Annotated in this window: 15 protein-coding genes; 5 read left to right on the top strand and 10 right to left on the bottom strand. The window is 38.7% G+C overall.

From position 1 onward, the window contains the following. Positions 1–4: 4 nt before the first annotated feature. From QEP08_RS00565 to QEP08_RS00545, 5 genes are all read right to left on the bottom strand, one after another. Positions 5–1,954, bottom strand: coding sequence for an ankyrin repeat domain-containing protein (locus QEP08_RS00565; protein WP_285054524.1), 1,950 nt, complete (start codon positions 1,952–1,954; stop codon positions 5–7). Then, positions 1,911–3,275: a RagB/SusD family nutrient uptake outer membrane protein gene (locus QEP08_RS00560; RefSeq protein WP_285054521.1), complete on the bottom strand. Its 1,365-nt coding sequence runs from the start codon at positions 3,273–3,275 to the stop codon at positions 1,911–1,913. Before QEP08_RS00560 ends, QEP08_RS00565 begins: the two co-directional genes overlap by 44 nt. Positions 3,276–3,282: 7 nt before the next feature. Next, on the bottom strand, positions 3,283–6,723 hold the full coding sequence (locus tag QEP08_RS00555; protein WP_285054519.1) for a SusC/RagA family TonB-linked outer membrane protein: 3,441 nt from the start codon (positions 6,721–6,723) through the stop codon (positions 3,283–3,285). 284 nt (positions 6,724–7,007) lie between these two features. After that, positions 7,008–8,174 carry a FecR family protein gene (locus QEP08_RS00550; protein ID WP_285054517.1) on the bottom strand — a complete coding sequence of 389 codons (1,167 nt, stop codon included), beginning with the start codon at positions 8,172–8,174 and terminating at the stop codon, positions 7,008–7,010. A gap of 88 nt (positions 8,175–8,262) precedes the next feature. Next, positions 8,263–8,856, bottom strand: coding sequence for an RNA polymerase sigma factor (locus tag QEP08_RS00545; RefSeq protein ID WP_285054515.1), 594 nt, complete (start codon positions 8,854–8,856; stop codon positions 8,263–8,265). Between the two features lie 333 nt (positions 8,857–9,189). Here QEP08_RS00545 and QEP08_RS00540 point away from each other — a divergent pair, with 333 nt between their 5' ends. The 3 genes from QEP08_RS00540 (at position 9,190) to QEP08_RS00530 (ending at position 13,651) form a co-directional block, all read left to right on the top strand. Beyond that, a complete protein-coding gene (locus QEP08_RS00540) occupies positions 9,190–9,840 on the top strand; it encodes a DUF6266 family protein (RefSeq protein ID WP_285054513.1) in 651 nt (216 codons plus the stop codon). Between the two features lie 992 nt (positions 9,841–10,832). After that, on the top strand, positions 10,833–13,205 hold the full coding sequence (locus QEP08_RS00535) for an AAA family ATPase (RefSeq protein ID WP_285054512.1): 2,373 nt from the start codon (positions 10,833–10,835) through the stop codon (positions 13,203–13,205). An 8-nt stretch (positions 13,206–13,213) separates the two neighbouring features. Then, positions 13,214–13,651, top strand: coding sequence for a c-type cytochrome (locus QEP08_RS00530; RefSeq protein WP_285054511.1), 438 nt, complete (start codon positions 13,214–13,216; stop codon positions 13,649–13,651). Positions 13,652–13,662: 11 nt separating this feature from the next. Here QEP08_RS00530 and QEP08_RS00525 read toward each other — a convergent pair whose 3' ends face one another. After that, entirely contained in the window at positions 13,663–14,007 is a 345-nt protein-coding gene (locus QEP08_RS00525; RefSeq protein ID WP_285054508.1) for a hypothetical protein, read from the bottom strand. Between the two features lie 183 nt (positions 14,008–14,190). On the opposite strand from QEP08_RS00525, the gene QEP08_RS00520 reads away from it, so the two are divergent. After that, positions 14,191–14,937 carry an NUMOD1 domain-containing DNA-binding protein gene (locus QEP08_RS00520; RefSeq protein WP_285054507.1) on the top strand — a complete coding sequence of 249 codons (747 nt, stop codon included), beginning with the start codon at positions 14,191–14,193 and terminating at the stop codon, positions 14,935–14,937. Here QEP08_RS00520 and QEP08_RS00515 read toward each other — a convergent pair. The 3 genes from QEP08_RS00515 to QEP08_RS00505 all read right to left on the bottom strand — a co-directional run bounded on the left by QEP08_RS00515 (position 14,934) and on the right by QEP08_RS00505 (position 16,864). After that, complete coding sequence (locus tag QEP08_RS00515) at positions 14,934–15,662, bottom strand: acyl-CoA desaturase (protein WP_285054504.1); 729 nt, start codon at positions 15,660–15,662, stop codon at positions 14,934–14,936. The genes QEP08_RS00520 and QEP08_RS00515 overlap by 4 nt on opposite strands. A gap of 38 nt (positions 15,663–15,700) precedes the next feature. Next, positions 15,701–16,198 (bottom strand): cupin domain-containing protein, encoded by a 498-nt coding sequence (locus QEP08_RS00510; protein ID WP_285054502.1) that lies wholly within the window; start codon positions 16,196–16,198, stop codon positions 15,701–15,703. 66 nt (positions 16,199–16,264) lie between these two features. Then, entirely contained in the window at positions 16,265–16,864 is a 600-nt protein-coding gene (locus QEP08_RS00505; RefSeq protein WP_285054500.1) for a hypothetical protein, read from the bottom strand. A 165-nt stretch (positions 16,865–17,029) separates the two neighbouring features. Here QEP08_RS00505 and QEP08_RS00500 point away from each other — a divergent pair, with 165 nt between their 5' ends. Then, positions 17,030–17,533, top strand: a complete 504-nt coding sequence (locus QEP08_RS00500; protein ID WP_285054497.1) for a DinB family protein — start codon at positions 17,030–17,032, stop codon at positions 17,531–17,533. Between the two features lie 46 nt (positions 17,534–17,579). Here the strand turns inward: QEP08_RS00500 and QEP08_RS00495 are convergent, their stop codons facing one another. Continuing rightward, on the bottom strand, positions 17,580–17,942 hold the full coding sequence (locus QEP08_RS00495) for a response regulator transcription factor (protein ID WP_285054495.1): 363 nt from the start codon (positions 17,940–17,942) through the stop codon (positions 17,580–17,582). Positions 17,943–17,966: the final 24 nt, after the last annotated feature.

Below are 17,966 nucleotides of genomic sequence, written 5' to 3'. Positions count from 1 at the left end.
CGGGTCAATTTTTAGCCTGGCTTTTCAATAACTCCGCCACTTCTGTTTTTCCGTATTTCACAGCATAGGTGTAAGGCGTTTCTCCAGCCGCAGGCTCATAATTACCTTCATACTTGTAATTCAGGCTGGCTCCCTTTCCTATAAGGATTTTAGCCATTTCCAACCGGCCATATTTTGCAGCGTGCATGAGGGGTGGTAAATAACCATTACATACCAGATTTACATTTGCATTTTTGCTTATTAAAAAATCAAAGCATTTTTTTGCATCGTAACGAATGGCGTGTGAAAGCAGGCTATATTCACCATAACACTTATTCACATCATCCTTTCCCAGCATTTTTTCTAATTCTAGATTATTGTCGCTTTGGAAAATCATTACCAAGTTGTCTGATTCTTTATCAGGGTGGGTCCCTGATTTGGCTTGCAAAGCTTTATCAATCATTTCGATAATTTTATCTGCAGCCTGGGCTATTTTTGGACTTATTGTTTTTCCCTCTCCATTTATCAGCATAAAATGGGGTGCTCCGTTTATATTATAATACTCCATCAGCGGATGTTCCATACCTTCACCATTTGTGTACAGATTTAACGATTCTGGAGCGGTATAGATGCCACCTTCTACACTTTTCAGCCATTTGGCTTTATCCTTATCGGTAGACAGGGATACAAAAATAACATCTTTGTTATTTTTGTATCTAGGGATTATTTTTTCCTCCATCATTTGGGCCGCACCAACACAACCTGAACAACCAGTAAACCACACATCAATAAGTACTGTCTTTCCTTTCAAATCAGCTAGTGTTATCTTTTTACCATCGGTCTTTGTCAATTCGAAAGGAAAAAAGTCTACCCCCACTTCCTTTTTAGCTAAATCTTCTCGTAAAACTTTTTTTATTTTAGAATTGGTTATTTTCGAAATTGTCTCCCTGGCGTGATATGTAAATTTAGTTGGATTCTTTATAGTTGCCTCTAATAAATAATGAGCATACAATAAATCACGTAACTCGCCCGAATAATTTTTCTCAATAGCTTGCAGCATAACAGACATATCTGCTACATTTAATCCTGCAACATCCTCTTTAAGTCGAAGCATTCTCAAACATCCAAAAACAAATCTATTAGAATAAATTTTAATGCCATATATGTTTTTTTCTGCCAAAATCTCATTAACAAGTGCAGAATAAGCTTCAGTTGAAGCAATACTTTTTCTTTTGTCTTTGAATTTTGCATATACCGTATGACAGGCATCCGCAAGATATTCTCCAATTAAATCTGCTTTAATACGTTCTAATGTACTAGATGAAAATGCTGTTCGATTTTTATTAAGCTCGATCCACTGTGCATCAAAAATTCTTTTACCATTGTTTACAGCATATTTAATTACTTCAAATGGTTCATTCGGTAGAGGAGGCCCTAATAGGCTATAATCATCACGAAACAGAACGTCAAATCCCTTACTTAATCTATAGAGTTTTTGAAGACATAAATATTGTCTCGCATAATAGGAATCTGCAGAGGTTATTTTATAGATTCCCCCCAGCTTTTTAATGTCGAATTTCAATTCTTCACCGGGGGAAATATAGTATCTTGGACCTCTTTTTATTTTATTGCCTATCTGTACCATAAATCTACCTGGCATGCTCAAAAAGTCAATCTTGAAGCTAACAGTTGTTTTTCCATGTATGGGCATTTGAATATCCTTGCTTTTATATTCATATGGTTCTCCAAACTCATATATAATAATACTTATAGTATCGTTCAATGATTCCTGGAAAGTAAAGGATATCTCCGTAGAGTTAGGTTTTTTATGCTTCCATTCACTGGCAACTGTGATATGTCCCAAAAAGGACAGCAATGCATAAACGCAAATAGTTAATTTAATAATTTTAAATCTCATAATTGTGTGCTTATTATCGGATATTTTGCTGAATACCTGAACGGCTAATTTCTTCATCAGGAATTGGGAAAACATAGCGTGGCGAATTGGGTTCCAGCGTGTATTCTTGTCCATTAAGCAACCTTCGTAATGTTATGTTTCTGCCTTCCAGATTCAAGCGTTTCAGGTCTGACCATCTTAATCCTTTAAAAATCAACTCCTTTCGTCGCTCATTTAATATACTGTTCAAAAGAACTTCAGGATCACTTGTTATAATCGGTTGATATTTTCCTGTTGCCCACCTTTTCTCGAGCAAGCGATTCAAGTATATTTTAGCAATGTCAACTTCATTTCTTCTTACTTCTGTCTCTGCCTTAATCAAATACATTTCAGAAGTCGTAAGTAGGCCACAAGCGGAAAAGCCAATTGGGTTAATTCGCTTTTGGTAGGGGTTTCCCTGACTATTCAATCTAAAATAAATAACCTTCCTTAAATCATCATTGTTATACTGATTGTATAACGTAGAATCCACGCACATAAAGGTATATCTTGTTGAATATGCATTTATGATCCAGTTGCTGTTATCAGAGTAGAGTAAGTATTCTTGAGTGTTATTAGCAAAAGGATTTGTGCTTGTTTTTGAGAGATTGTTGAAATCTACTAAGGTAGAATGAATGTTCAAACAGCTGTCAGCATAATTTCGTGCATTTTCATAATCTCGCATAGATAGGCAGATTCTGGCGGCGAGCGCATATGCTGCTGCCTTTGTTGGTCGATTAAAGTATTGGGTTTGAATTGCTTTAGGCAGTAAAGGAATTGCCCGACGTAAATCTGAAAAAATTTGACCGTAGGTATTTTCTAAAGTAGCCCTTTGATTAACTTCATCCACATTCGGTGTGAGCTTTATAGGCACCCCCAGATCGGTTTTAGCTGAGGCGGGATTGTATGCCTGGGAAAAGGTTTGAACAAGTTGGTTTAGTGCCCAAGCTCTGGTAAATAAGGCCCAGCCCTTTACATAATCTGCATCAGATAAATCTGACACCGATGGTGGAAATTTTTGAAGGGCGCCCAAAACAACGTTTGCATTTAGTATTCCCGAGTATTGTAAATTCCAGTCGTCATTAACTCCTCCCTCGTAGATGTCCTTTTTCCAGATATAAGCATTTCTATCTACAATAGGCAGACTTTCAAAACCACTTATGTCAGAAATATAATAGTCATCGGAAGACGCTGTATTTATGGCATTGAACATGGTGTTATATGGATGGTCTAAAAGTATTATCATCAAGTCCAAAGTATTAGGCTCAGCTATGGTAGTTGATGGTCTTTCCTCCAAAAAATTTTTCTTACAAGCAAGCAGAATTGCTGCTATGAATAATAAAAGTAGTATCTTTTTCATAATCTATTTATTTGAATACAGCCCTGATTCCGACTGCATATGTTCTTGGTGCAGGAACGCCAATGCTCCCGGCATCAGGATCTAACCCTTCTTTATTGGCTTTCCATAAAATTGATACATTGTTGATATAACTATAGAGATTAATTGAAGAAAACCCTATTTTCTTAATATTAGCTGATGAAATCTCATATGAAATTTGTATGTCTTGGAGACGAATATGATCTGCCTTTAATACATTAATCTCTGCGTATTTATAAAAATCATCTCTCCTTGTATCACTAGGGTATTTCATTGCTGGTATAGTTGTTGTATTTTCATCGCCTATCTGTTTCCAACGATTAGGATAATCATACGCTAGCTTATATCCACCACCAAATAACGCACCGTATTGCAAGGCTTCTTTTCTGAAATAATGTCCACCTTTGTAAAGGAGATTAAAAGATAACTCCACTGCTTTATAACCAAATGTATTTTTGAGACTTCCAAATCGTGTAGGTAAAAAGGATCCGTTATAAATCAATTCAGAAGCATTTGTAGAATTGAGAATTTGTGCATAGTTTTTGGTGACTGTTCCTTCAGAATACCCTTGAGGATCGCCACTAGAATCAAGACCTGCCCATTTAAAACTATATAAAGCTGCATATGGCCTACCCTCTAGTGGATTTAATGCATTAACACGTACATACGAAAAGTTATTATTTTGTTTAGTTAAATTTTTTGTCACTTCATCTTTAACTAAAGAGAATAACAAAGCTGAATTCCATCGGAAAGAGCCTCTAATGTTTATGCTGTTCAGTGTGACATCTATCCCGTTTGTACTTGTTGATGCAACATTTCCCCTATATCGGTTAACACCTAGCTGGGGAGCCACGGGAGAATACCCTATTAGATCTATTCCATCTTTACTATAAAATTCTATACTACCACTAATTATATTTTTTCTTATGCCAAAATCGATAGCTGCGTTAACAGTTTTGACTTTCTCCCATTGAAGGGATGGATTTGCTGGGTTAAAAACATTCGCTACAGGTTGGATAAACTGATTAACGCCATCAGTAAAAGAAATAGTAGTCGCAGCGTATGCTGATTTATCAACATTCCCATTATAACCATAAGTAAACCTCGCCCTCAGATAAGGAAAAAAAGATGATTTGATAAAAGGTTCTTTTGATAGTTCCCAACTAATACCGGCAGACCATAAGGGAACTCCTTTTTGATTGGCTTTAACCCCAAAAAGATTGGATTCGTCCTTACGTGCACTGGCAGACAATGTATATTTACCACTATAAGAATAGGCTGCATTAATATAATATGCCCTCGACCTATCAGCAGTACCCCTCTGAGAGGTTCCATCAACGATCTTTCCGCTTCCCCCAAAGAATTGTGGAAATTCTTCCGTAAGGCTTACTGGAATGTTTGTCGCTGTTACAGAATCGTAACCATACAGAACGCTGTTTCTTCCAAACTGGTCAGCTTTACGAACTTCGAAACCGGCAACTGCGTTAAAATCGTGTTTGCTTGAAAACACACGGTTAAAGGTGAAGCCAGATCGAAAAAAAGTATTTGAATATTCAGAACTCCCAATATAGTTTATACTTCCTTTTGGTAAAGAATAAGTTGCTGTACCGGTTATGGGGTCTATTGAGGTAAACAAGTTATATAAATTTCGATAGATATATCTGCTTTCGTCATCTATTCCACTGCCAGTAGAAAAACCTTTTCCATACTGATAACTGACCTGAAATTTTAACCCTTCTATTATCTTGTACTTAATACCGGCTTCAACTTTGTAATCAGAAAGATTTGATTCGCTATTGGCTTCCCTTTCGTTTAACGGATAATATTTCCAATCCAATAACTTACCTTGGGCAACAGTATCTATAAATCCCAACCTATAATCTTTAACGACGGCCAATGCGTTGCCATTTTCATCAGCAACGTTTTCATAAGGATAGGTAGGATTATATCCATTTGTCGGTCGAGACTCTTTACGACTTGTAAATAGAATCCTTGTATTCAATTCTAGATGGTCGTTTAAGAAGTGATTTGTCAATTGGGAAGAGATGGTAAACCGCTTTGTATTATCGTTAAGGTTATTTGATTTTATATCGTCAAATCCTCCGCTGATGTAATACTGATTATTTTGCCCTCCTCCAGAAACACTTAAACTATGTTGTTGGTTAACACTGGTGCGATAGAAATATTTCAATTGATCATTTCTCACATCATGTTGTCCTAATATACTCAACCTCCGCTCAGTTTCTTGATTATCAATTATGTTTCTTCTCTTTAAATCCAATATTTCAATTGCAGGTGATTGAGGTTGGTAAGGCACATAATCAAGAAAAACGTCATAAACCCCTTTATCAAATAGAAACTTTTCTACCTCGATGAAACCTGAACTAGAAAGCTGCCTTGGATAAAACAAATCCGGCTTACGGCCCAAAGTTATATTGGAATTTAAAGAGATTTGAGCTGTTTGGTTACGCTTCCCTTTTTTTGAAGTTAAAACAACAACGCCATTACCACTAAAGGCACCCCATATACTAGCAGCAGCGGCGTCCTTTAGTATCGTAACTGATTCTATATCATTAGGATTTATATTATTGAAATCGCCTTGATAGGGGAAATTGTCAAGTATTATCAAAGGTTCAGCATTTGCAAACAGGGTACTACGACCCCGTACGCTAATTTGCGGGACATTGCCCTGGTTTCTGGAACTTCCATTATTAAATATTACCCCGCTGGCCACTCCGTCAATTCTGTCTAGGATATTTGTACTTACCCGGCGGTTGAGCAATTTGCTGTCAATTAAGTCAAAAGATCCGGTAGCTCGTTCTTTAGGAATTTGGTAGTAACCTGTATTCACATTTACCTCCTCCAATTCACTGGTTTCTATTTCCAGCTTTAACGGCCCAACATCTTTCGCTGCTTTTATTTCTATAGTTTTATATCCCAGATAACCAATTACCAAAGTTGCTTTATCATCAACATTTGGTAGATAAAACTCTCCCTTGTCATTGGTTCTTATCGCCCTGTCTGTTCCTTTTATTTTTACAGAAGCCCCATTTAATCCCTGGCCTTTTTCATCCACAACCCTACCGCGAACATCAATATCAATAAAACGAGCAATAAGGTTGTCCAGAAAGGAAGGCGTTTTCAGCTGAATGGTAACCGTCTTATCTTCAATGCTATAAGTCAACGACTGTTTTTCAAATACCAGTTTCAGCACTTCTGTAAGCTCTGTGTTTTTTACATCCAATGTTACCGGCTTTGCTTCGTTCAGCATTTTATCAGTATATATAAAATCAAAATTGCTTTGCAAGCGCAGTTCTTTCAATACCGTTTTAAGCGGGGCATTGGTTTGTTTCAAATTTATTTTCTGTGCCAGCCCGGCCGCGCTAACATGAATAAGGGACGCCAACAGTAATACGGTGGTAAGTCGCATAATGAGCAGTATTTTATGGTATAGCCGCATAGGCACACCAATGTGTGATATAATATCGTACATTTGTTCAGTTTGGTTCTTGCAGCTGCATCTTGCCTCGAAAACTTGTTGCAACCGCGGTTAAAAAATGATTTTGTTAAATTATACTCCAAACAACAACCAGGTCTTCTTAAGGTCTGGTTGTCTTTTTTCAGTTCTGCACTTTCTTATCGTAGCGTTCTCCTATCTCCGGTTTTAAAATTCATGGTTCGGTTAGTTTGCATATATCAATAGAAGATGTTTCTTTATTTGCTTACATAAATGGTTTTGCCTTCTATATGGAAGCGCACGTTCTTTGTTTTTTCCAAAGCTCTTAATACTTTCGATACATTATCAAAGCGCGATACAGATCCGCCAAATTTGTCAGTAGGCATTTCCCCTTCGTACACTATCTCTACATTATACCAGCGCGCTACCATTTTCATGATTTCCTGAATACCCTGGCTTTCAAACATAAACTTGTTGTTCTTCCAGGCTACGGTCATTTCCGGGTCTACCTGTTTTACGGTTATACCGGCATTGGCTGTAACTGTAGCTTGTTGGTTGGGCCTAAGGGTTACAGCGCTTTTGTTAGATGCCGCATTAACGCGAACAGAACCTTCCAATAGGGTGGTTTTAATACCGTTATCATCACTATAAGCACTAATGTTAAAATGGGTACCCAACACCTCCACCCGCTGGCCCTCGCTTTCTACGACAAACAGATGCGCTTTATCCTTATACACCTCAAAATACCCCTCGCCGGAAAGCTTAATATTTCTTGTCTTACTATTCACAAAACTGGATGGAAACTCAATTTTTGAGTCAGCATTCAACCATACCTTTGTACCATCGGGCAAAGTAAACTGGTACGTCTGCCCTTTGGCAGTACTCGCCGTTAACTCCATTACCTCATTGCGAGGTATCGAGGCAATCTCATTTTGACTATCCTGATGAGGTTGCCGCGCTCCCTCGCCGGCTCGCAATGACGAATAAGCTATTTTACCACCGCCAACAATCACCCCGCTCCTGGCATCACTCAATTTGATAACCTTACCATTAGCCAGTGTAATCGTTGCCCCGTTTTTGCCTGGTGCTACATCGTTTTGAGATCCTGAAATAAATTCAGGATGCCGACTCTCCACACTGGTAGCGTTATAAAACCATAACCCGGAAACTATGATGGCTACTGCTGCTGCAGCCGCGACGGCTATCCTCGGCCACAAGGCTTTGCGAACTGGTAATACAGAAATATTTTCGCTTACATTTTGCAGCATCGCTTTATGAATTTGTTCCAGCTCTGTTTCATTCAGGTCAAATAATTCATCTTTATTAAACGAATGAAACCAGTTCAGTATAATCTGCTCTTCCTCCTTGCTGGCTTCACCTGCCTTGTATTTATCCCATAAGACTTTAGCGTCATGCTGCTCCATTATTCTTAGCTATTTATTGCATCAATACAACTAAGACACAATACCGGTACAGAGTGGGTACTCCTGTGTAAAATAAATATTTGTTAGGTTATTTTTTAAAGTGCCACAGATCCAAATAGACTACCAGGTAAAGGACCAGACCCAATCGTAATCTAAGCGTTTTCAACGCCCTTTTCATATGTGTTTCAACGGTTTGCTCTGATATGTCCAGTTGTTCGGCAATTTCTTTGTTGCTCATAAAGTGATGTTTTCTTAATGTAAACACCAGACGCATTTTCTCAGGCAATGCCGAAATCTCCTGTTCGATAAGTGAGCTGATCTCTTTTTCCCGTACAAGATGATCTGTTGTTGCTGCTCCGTTATTTATAAAATCTCCCAAAGATGCCAGGTACTTATCACCTATAGCTTTATCCCTGAACACATTTAACGCTTTGTTGCGCACAGCAGCATAAAGGTAAGAAACTAAAGAGCCCTTCATTTCCCAATTCTGTCTTGCGCTCCACAATACGATAAATACATCCTGGACGATGTCCTTTGCAGCTTCCTTATCCTTTAATTTTTTATAGGCGTAAATAAAAAGCAAGCGGTCATAACGGTTAAAGATCTCCGTAAATGCAGCATGATCACCTTGTTTTAGCAAAACAATCAGTTCTTGATCAATATATGCGTTGTAACCCGCCATCGTTTTTATGAATGTATCCCCTATGTACTAAGTTAACAAATTAGTTTATCAATGTTAAACTATTTCAACGACATAAACCAAACCGCCAATAGATTATGAGAAAAATTTAGAAAGACAGGGCGGCGTAAACTTGCTGGTGAACAAGTCTCCTGTGCTTAGGCCTGGTTAGTATTGCGTATAGTATTGACAAGGTGTTGGGTACGTTTTGTCAGGGTGTTGCATAAGGGTTGGTTTGGATCTGTCCCTTGCAAAACCTGGAGAATGCCTTGTTAACACCTGGCCAGACTTAGGAGGAGAGCGAACCCACAGACAATTAAACTAAATTAAAATGATATGGCACTTGGAGACAATGGTTCTTTTGGAAATTTTAAAGGAAAAATAGGCAATCTGGTCCGGTACCAGCTAAAAGGTAAAACCGTAGTTAGAAAGATTGGAGTAAGTAATAAACCTCCCACACTTCCCCAGCTCGCTGTACGACGGCGGATAAAAGTGGTATCCCGGTTTTTGAAACCGATGCTGGCTTATATAAATCTGGGCTTTGAACATATAGTGGCCGGCACAGATCAGCATCCGCACAACGCCGCTACCTCATATAACACCAAAAATGCGGTGATGGGTGAGTATCCGGATCTGGTGATGGATTACAGCAAGGCATTGGTAAGTATGGGGCCGCTGGAGCCTGCCATTGGGGCGGCGGTTTCGCTGATTAGTGGTGCTTCGGGTCCGGTTGCTAACGGCATCGAATTTACCTGGCTGGTTTCTGAAGATATGGATTTTGGGATCAGGAACGACCGGGCCATGTTGCTGGTGTATTTTCCTGGTGAGGGTAGTGCCGACTTTGTTTTAAGTGGCCCGCAGAGACGGGAAGGCCGGGGGTTTGTCGGCTTGGGCACTAATCAGCTGAATAAGCAGATGGAGTGTTATATTGCTTTTACGGCCGATGACAGGAAAAGCGTGAGTGATAGCGTGTGGGTGGGGGCTTAACTATCCCTAATATTCAAAATTGAATAATTTGAAAGCATTTAAGTAATTTTTCGTGGTTATGTTGTACAAATGACAGTCGAGGCAGATCTATTGATCTGCCCCTTCCGATCTATGATTCGTGGAATCATAACTCCACTGGGGGTTTTTCTCTTGTATTGTTACAAGTTCGTTTTGACCTACCGTTTGTTCAATCTCTTCCTGTTAATGAGACAGGATTGCCAGAATGTAGTATATTATACCTAAAATATAACATGTGCATTCCAACAGAGGAAAAATTAGTTTTTTCATTATTGAGATGTAAATATAAGATTCTCAATTGTGAACAGCTTTAAAAAAAAGAAATAATTAGCCATAATCAGGTCACAAACTCTCTAAATCAATAGATGTCAATCTAACGCTATTTGTGGATGAATTGCACCGTGATTGTTCCCCCCATTCGTCTTTATGATAGAGAATTATAACTTGGAGTTTGGTTGCAGTAAAAGGAAACCCATCCACATTATACCGTTGAACAAGCAAGGGCTGTTGTTCAGGCATTATTTCCGACAAAAGCCAAAAATATTTATCACGCAAGTAGTTCATACGGACTAAAACATCTTATGGAGCATGTTAGTCGGGCGATAATTAAAAATCACGGCGGCTACAAATATTGCGGCAATGATACATTGATTAAGGCATTCGAACTAGAAGGCTTCAAATCTATTCAAGACGGTCCAAACAGGTACTTTAATATCGCAACGAGCGAAATTAAAGCCGCTCAAAGGATGTTTAGAAATTAATGTGTCACATCAGCCGGCATGTTATCAAAGGGATACGCTAGCGTATCCCTTTGATTTATATTCCTCTTGATCTAGCGCCTAGGGAGACTGCTAAATTAAAGGTACACAAGCAAAAAAGCATTTAACAGTAATCTATTATTGTATATTGTCTTTAATTAGTTGTTTAACTAGCTTAGTAAAAAGAACTTGTTAATACAAAAACCATTAAGGCTAATGATCTTAAAAATTGACATCTCAAAATTCGGTCTGTTTAATGAATATGCCTGGGAAACTTTTCTGGGCAAGAAGGAGACGTTCAGAAAGCTCAATATAATATATGGAAGAAACTATTCTGGAAAGACTACTTTGTCGCGAATTTTCAAATGTATAGAAGATGCCATTTTGCATGAAGACTATCCAGATTGCAACTTTTCAATGTTACTGGACAATGGGGATTTAATTACAGAGTGCAATGTAGGTGACTTTATCAGCGAACACAAGGTCAGGGTATATAATACAGACTTCGTTAGACGAAATTTAAGCTGGCTCCATAAAAATGATGGATCGATTGAGCCATTTACTATTTTGGGAGCTAAAAACATAGAATTAGACAAATTAATTTCTGAAATCGACGAAGAGTTAGGAAGTGAATTTTCTCAAACAGGATTAATTCATCATCATGCAGTCAGGACAAAAGACTTTGCTGAAAAAACAAAACATCACAGTAAAAATGCTGAGGCCCTAGAAGAAAAACTCCGTAAACGGGCTAATGATCATATTAAGATAAACTCAAACCTATTTCTTGCTTCTCCCACAAAAAAAAGTTTTACAATCAATGACATTAAAAATGAAATAACTGTAATCCAAAAGGATATATCAAGTTACGGCATAAATCCTGAGAGCGTAGCTGAAAAGCTCAAATTACTTAAAGAAGTAGCTCTTGATGACGTTAATCCCTTACCAGAATCAAAACCAAGATTCACTGACAACTATAACTCTTGTAAAGAAATTCTGCTTAGAAGGATTAAACCCACGGCAGCAATTGCTGAATTGATAAACGACAGTATTTTGCAGGAATGGGTTCGGCAGGGAATAGACCGGCATAAGGATAAAAGAACAACGTGCGGATTTTGTGGCGGAACAATAAACAGCTCATTATGGAAAAAGCTGGATGAACATTTCAGCAAAGAATCCGAGCAGTTAAGAACAGATATTAAAAGCAAAATTGATATTCTTGAGCAGTCGAAAAAAAGTCTGTCAGAATTCTTAACGCTTAAGAAAGATCAATTTTATGCAAGTCTGCACATTCGATTCGAAGCCGTATTAAAAGAGTGGAACTCTGTTAGCAAAACTTATAACGAAAGTATCAATGAACTTGTAAAAGAGCTAAAAGCAAGAGAAAAAGATATTTTTAAAGAGCGTGAGCTTCCAGATATTGCTGACGTTTCTGAATCTATTTTAAACTCCATAAAAGATTTTAATGAATTAGTAACCGAACACAATAGAAAAACAGATACGTTATCAAAAGATCAGGATGAAACCAGAAAGTCATTACGCTACTCCGACATTGCAGACTTTATCTCAAGTATCAATTACACACGAGAGTCTGAGGAGATCGAAAATGAGAGGATGCGGTTACAAAAGGAGTTTAACGATCTTACAGATCTGACCACGAATATCTCTAGTATTTTAAATCGCAAAAGTGAGCTCGAGTCGCAAGCTAAAAATGAAAGCAGAGGTGCTGAATTAATCAACGAGCATCTGAGTCATTTCTTTGGACATAATGAGCTCAAATTAAAAGCAGAAGGCGAGACTCCCAACATGAGATTTTGCATCCAACGGGATGGTAAACCTGCAAGCAATTTAAGCGAAGGTGAATGTAGCCTGATTTCATTTTGTTATTTTATAGCAAAGATGGAGGATGAATTAAAGGATGTACATAATAAGAGCAAACTTTTGATTTATATCGATGACCCCATTTCGAGTCTGGATAGCAACCATATTTTTTTCATGTATAGTCTCATAGAAAGTGTCATCGCCAAACAAAAAGAGTATGGCCAACTTTTTATCTCCACCCACAATCTGGATTTTCTGAAGTATCTCAAACGGCTGACAATACCCAAAATAAAAATTGATGGCAAAAAAGTGGATGATGTACAATATTTTTTAATTGAGAGAAAAGAGAAAAATCAAACCGTTTTGAAGGCTGCTCCGGAATATATAAAAAAGTATATTACTGAATTCAATTACCTATTTGAGCAGATCTATCAGTGCTCGATTGCTGACACCAGCACAATAGCTCAGCATCACCAATATAATTTTGGCAACAACATGAGGAAATTTTTAGAGGCATATTTATTTTATAAATTTCCCAGCCACAAAATGACGCCAGATGAAAAACTGATTAAATACTTTGAAGAAGATAGCATTACCACTACATTGATTAACAGAGTAATAAATGAGTATTCGCATTTAGGAGAGCAATTTGAAAGAGGAATGGAACCAATAGATGTAGACGAAATATCTAAAATTTCGATTGCTGTTATGGACCGTATTAAAAAAAATGATCCTAATCAATTTGATGCGCTAATGGAAAGTATTAGCTAGCAATGTTGATGAACCTTAAACCACAGATTATAAAGAACATCAATACAATATGTTATTTTTTAACAATAACGGTTGGGTTCTGCATCCTTGCATGCAACCAAAAAGACGAGCCAAAACGGCCTGTTAAAGTAGTAGATTACATCAAAAAGATAGAGGGGCCAAGCGACACCTTATCAGCATCAGCAGTGCAAAAAGGAAAGGTTTTAATTTCCTATTCCGATTGTTACACTTGCCATACAGAAGACAAAAGGTTTAAAGGACCCGCTTTTAAAGACATTGCCAAAAGGTATCCTGTACAACAGGTGTACGTCGATTTACTTGCCCGAAAAATAATCAGCGGAGGTTTTGGCGCCTGGGGCAACCCTGTAATGGACCCCCATCCTAATATTACAGCCCAGGATGCCCGGCTGATGGTAACTTATATCCTTTCGCTGAAGGAAAAATGAAATGTGAGCGTCTATTTAATCTTCCTGTTTCCGAATTTATACCCATTTACCGACATCACCCTTTCAAATTCGTCAACAGTAAGTTTTCCCACACTTCGCTGCATCAAAAGGTCCTGTCTCGTATAGGAACTCATAAAATACAATGCCGTAATGTCTGTAATGTAAGTAAAGGGAACATAGCCGCGATCTACCAGGCCCTGCAAAAATCTGGTGATCCGGTCCATCAGAAGATTCGAAGCACCGCTATCTTCCAGCAATTTTATCAGGGTTTCCCCATTGTCCAATTGCTCCCTGTGGTAACGGTCTATTACCTGAAGGGCGTAACGATATTCCTCTTCCGTAACTTTAGCATTCATAAACTGTTCTTTAGCTGATCTTCCGTATATCACAAAAGTATATAAGTTTAACCTATCTTTTCAGTTTACGGCTATTCAGGAAGGTTTTAAGCAGAACTTGAACAAAATGAATGAGGAAACGATAGTTCATTTTTTTATTTACGGAATAGAGAATGTACGGAATTCTTTATATTTACACTTGATATGCCAAATAAAAAACAGACTAATGCTTTCAATATCAGCCGCTATTCTCTAAGCGGACAGTTGCTGGAGACTTATCCCAATGCCAGAGTTGCCGCCCTGGCTATGAACTCTTCACAACAGCATATTTCTACCGCAGCCCGGGATAGCGGCAAAATTCATACCGCTTGTGGTTACATATGGAGACGCGGAAATGCTCCGGAAATTGATTTAAAACCTATATTAAAGAAAAAATGGTATGGCTCTTCGCCGCTTGCAAGCCAACAGCAAACAGTCGGACAATATGATCTTCAGGGGAACCTGATCAGAACGCATATCAATACCATAGCGGCAGCAAGGGCGGTTGGCGTACATCAAAATGGCATTCGTGATGTGATCAAGGGACGTGGCTTAACTTATGGCGGCTTCATCTGGAGTAAAACCATCAGAAAAAAAATCCAGGTAGATCCAAAAATTGCCACTAATAAATCCGGAATATCGCAATATGACCTGGACGGCAGGTGGATCAAGTCTTACAAAACCGGGCTGGAAGCAGCAAAGGAGACGGGGATCGGCAACGACAACATATCCCTCGCCATTAAAGGCAGTACATTAACAGCAGGCGGATATTTGTGGCGCAAGGGGCACCAGCTGAGGATCAACGTCAACGAACTGCGGAAACATCCGCGTTATGAAACCTCGGTATTGCACGAGCACATGAAAGTCAAAAGGAAACAATCCCGTCAGCTAATGGACCAAAAGAAAAATTAAGTTTTCCTGATGCGGATGATGTGCATCCAGTGCATCATTTTCATTAGCGGATATGTAGGATCAAATTCAAACCACCTGGAAGCAAAATTCGGACTGTTGGGCTTTTTATGGTGATTGTTCTGAAACAATTCGCCCAGCATTAAAAAGTCAAATGGCAGAGAATTTTTGCTATGATCTTCATTGTCATGATTGGAATAACCATATTTATGGCCACACCAATTCACAATAGCGCCATGAAGCGGACCCATCAGAAAATGAATTGGCAACAATAGGTACATCCACCATGCGCTGGCGAAAGTAACGTAAAACCAAACATAGAACGCAATGAAAACGATCCTTGTGAACCATGAGTCACCAATTTTATCAATTATCGGCCAGGAAGGATATTTGTCTCTAAACTGCTCTTCAGGTTCGTGATTGAACTTGGCATAATTCAGGTAAATATTTTTGGTCTGGATCATCATTCCCCAGACGTCCTTTACGAAATGCGGAGAATGAGGGTCTTTTTCTGTATCGCTGAATGCATGGTGCATGCGGTGCAAAATTGCATACGCCCTGGGATTTAAAAATGAAGATCCCTGCGACAAGAAGGTAATGGTGTAAAAGAACTTTTCCCAGAAGGGATTCATCTTAAACATTTTATGCGAAGCATATCTATGCAGAAAAAATGTTTGAGAAAAAAGCGACAGAAACCAGTGGGCCAGGAAGAACAGTAAAATGATCATATATAGTATTAACGAAGATAAACGGTATTTAGTTCTATTTATCTTCCAAAGTCGTCCTGTACACGTACAATATCACTTTCATCTGATGGATTGTTCAGATCAGTATGCTGCCAGATCTCTGAAACAATACCCCAGTCCTTCAAACCGATCAGGCGGTGTCTTTCACCTTGCTTCAACTTGATGGACTGGCCTGGAGCAAGCTCCTGCAATTCACCTTCTTCATCTGTATCGCTGGTTACCACGCCAACGGTTCCGTTTACTACCCTCCATATTTCGGCACGGCGGTGGTGGTACTGCCAGGACAAACGGGTATCAGGAGCAACGACCAATATTTTAGGGCTCAGTTTACCGGAGATCTTCAGCTCTTCCACGTTCAGTCCTTCAAAATAAACGTTGGCAAACTGCTGGGCCTGATCTTCATCAATTACAAAAAAACCTCCCCATGGACGGGTCTCATCACGGTTCACTACATTAAAACCTTCAATTTTTAAGCGCTGTGCTACTCCTTCAAATATTTCTTTTTTCTGATCTGACATTTTATACTGGTATTATTTTAATCCCCAAACTTAGATAAATTTGCTTTAAGAACCAATTCTACCGCTTTATTCCTCCCGGGAAAGTTTGTCAATTTCAAGCAGATCTTCATTCAGGGTCACAATGAGATCATAAAGTAAGGCTACATTTTTGTCATTGGAGTAGACTTTTTCCATGAGCAGGTCTGAATATTTTTCTAAAAATTCATCATACAGCTCCTCCGGGAGCTCGATCTCGTTTAACCGGATCTGGCAGCTTGTGTGATACAAAAGCTGTGCTATAGAAAAATAAACTGCGTTCAGATTGTACAGTACATCTTTATAGGTTTTACTTTCCCATTCTATAATGTAGCAAAAGAAATTATCCGATGCCAGCTGGTTGTATTCCTCGTTCTCCATCACCTCCATTTCGTCAAGGTTATTGATCAGGAAATAAGTTTTACTGCAATCAATAACTTTATCAATAGAGTTCAGCAGGATCTGAACGACCGGATCATCAACAGATTCCAGTAATTCAAAATCATCAGAAGATATAGAATCGGGTTGTACCAGCCCTTTCAGGTCAGACAGCTCATTTTCATAGGCAAGTATAAATCCATTTTTACAGTACTCAGAAATTATATGGCTAAGCACGTGTGGCACAAGACCTTTTATAGCGTCGTCTAACATTACAGCGTTTTTATTTAGTGATGAAGTTAATTACATCCGCCGAGATAACAAAATCCTAATATCTCCTGCGGCGTTATAGTTGTCACAATTTACCCTGTTTTTGGCGCATTTACGCCTTCAAACAGTCATGAAATCAGCTTAATTTTGGATATTAAAACCAATATTATGAAAGCACAAGCATTAAGTGACCTGCAAAAAGCCTCAGCTGATCTCCAAAACCTGGTATCAGCTTTTAAACCGGAACAATTCAACAGCGTTCCCTTTGAAGGAAGCTGGACTGCGGGCCAGGTCGCCGAACACATTCTGAAATCTTATAGCGGTGTATTAGAGGTCATCAGTGATCAGGCCGAACCGACAGAAAGAAAACCGGACGAAAAAATTGAAGCGATTAAAGACCTGTTCCTAAATGTTGACACCAAAATGAGTTCGCCAGATTTTGTACTGCCTTCCGCTCCGCCACATGATCAGCAGACTTTACTTAAGAAATCAAATGACTTGTTAGCTAAGATGACCGCGGTCATCGCATCACAAGATCTTTCAGCGACTTACAATGCGTTTGAACTGCCCGGATTTGGCAAGTTCACCAGGCTGGAATGGGTCTATTTCCTGGTCTATCACCTGCAGCGTCACAATCATCAGTTGAATAATATCTACCAAAAAATAAACTGAAAAAGCCTCCCGGTTTTACACCGGAAGGCTTTTTTCCAAGGGTATATTACTTATTAAGCTGGTTATTGATCCGCTTAACAATATAATCAATGTCAAAAGGCTTGCTGATGTAGTCATTGGCACCGGCATCTAAACTTTTTTGTTTGTTCTGATCATTTGCAGACATAACTATGATCGGAATGTGTCTGGTAAAAGGATCGCCTTTTAAATCAGTACAAATATCTGTACCATCTCCGTCCGGAATCATCACATCAAGAATAAACAGATCAGGAACGGAGTCTTTTAGTTTACTTTTTAGTTCAGCAAAGGAGGATGACAACTGCAGTTCATAACCTTCGTCTTTTAACAAAACACCGATTATATACCTTATATCCTCATCATCTTCAAGCACATGTATTCTTTTTACCATTGTCGATTCGTTTTATGTTGGTTT

It is taken from the genome of Pedobacter ginsengisoli, from assembly GCF_030244015.1.
GTDB lineage: Bacteria > Bacteroidota > Bacteroidia > Sphingobacteriales > Sphingobacteriaceae > Pedobacter > Pedobacter ginsengisoli.
Note: the sequence above shows the minus strand (reverse complement) of the source record. Positions and strands in the feature narration are given on the sequence as shown.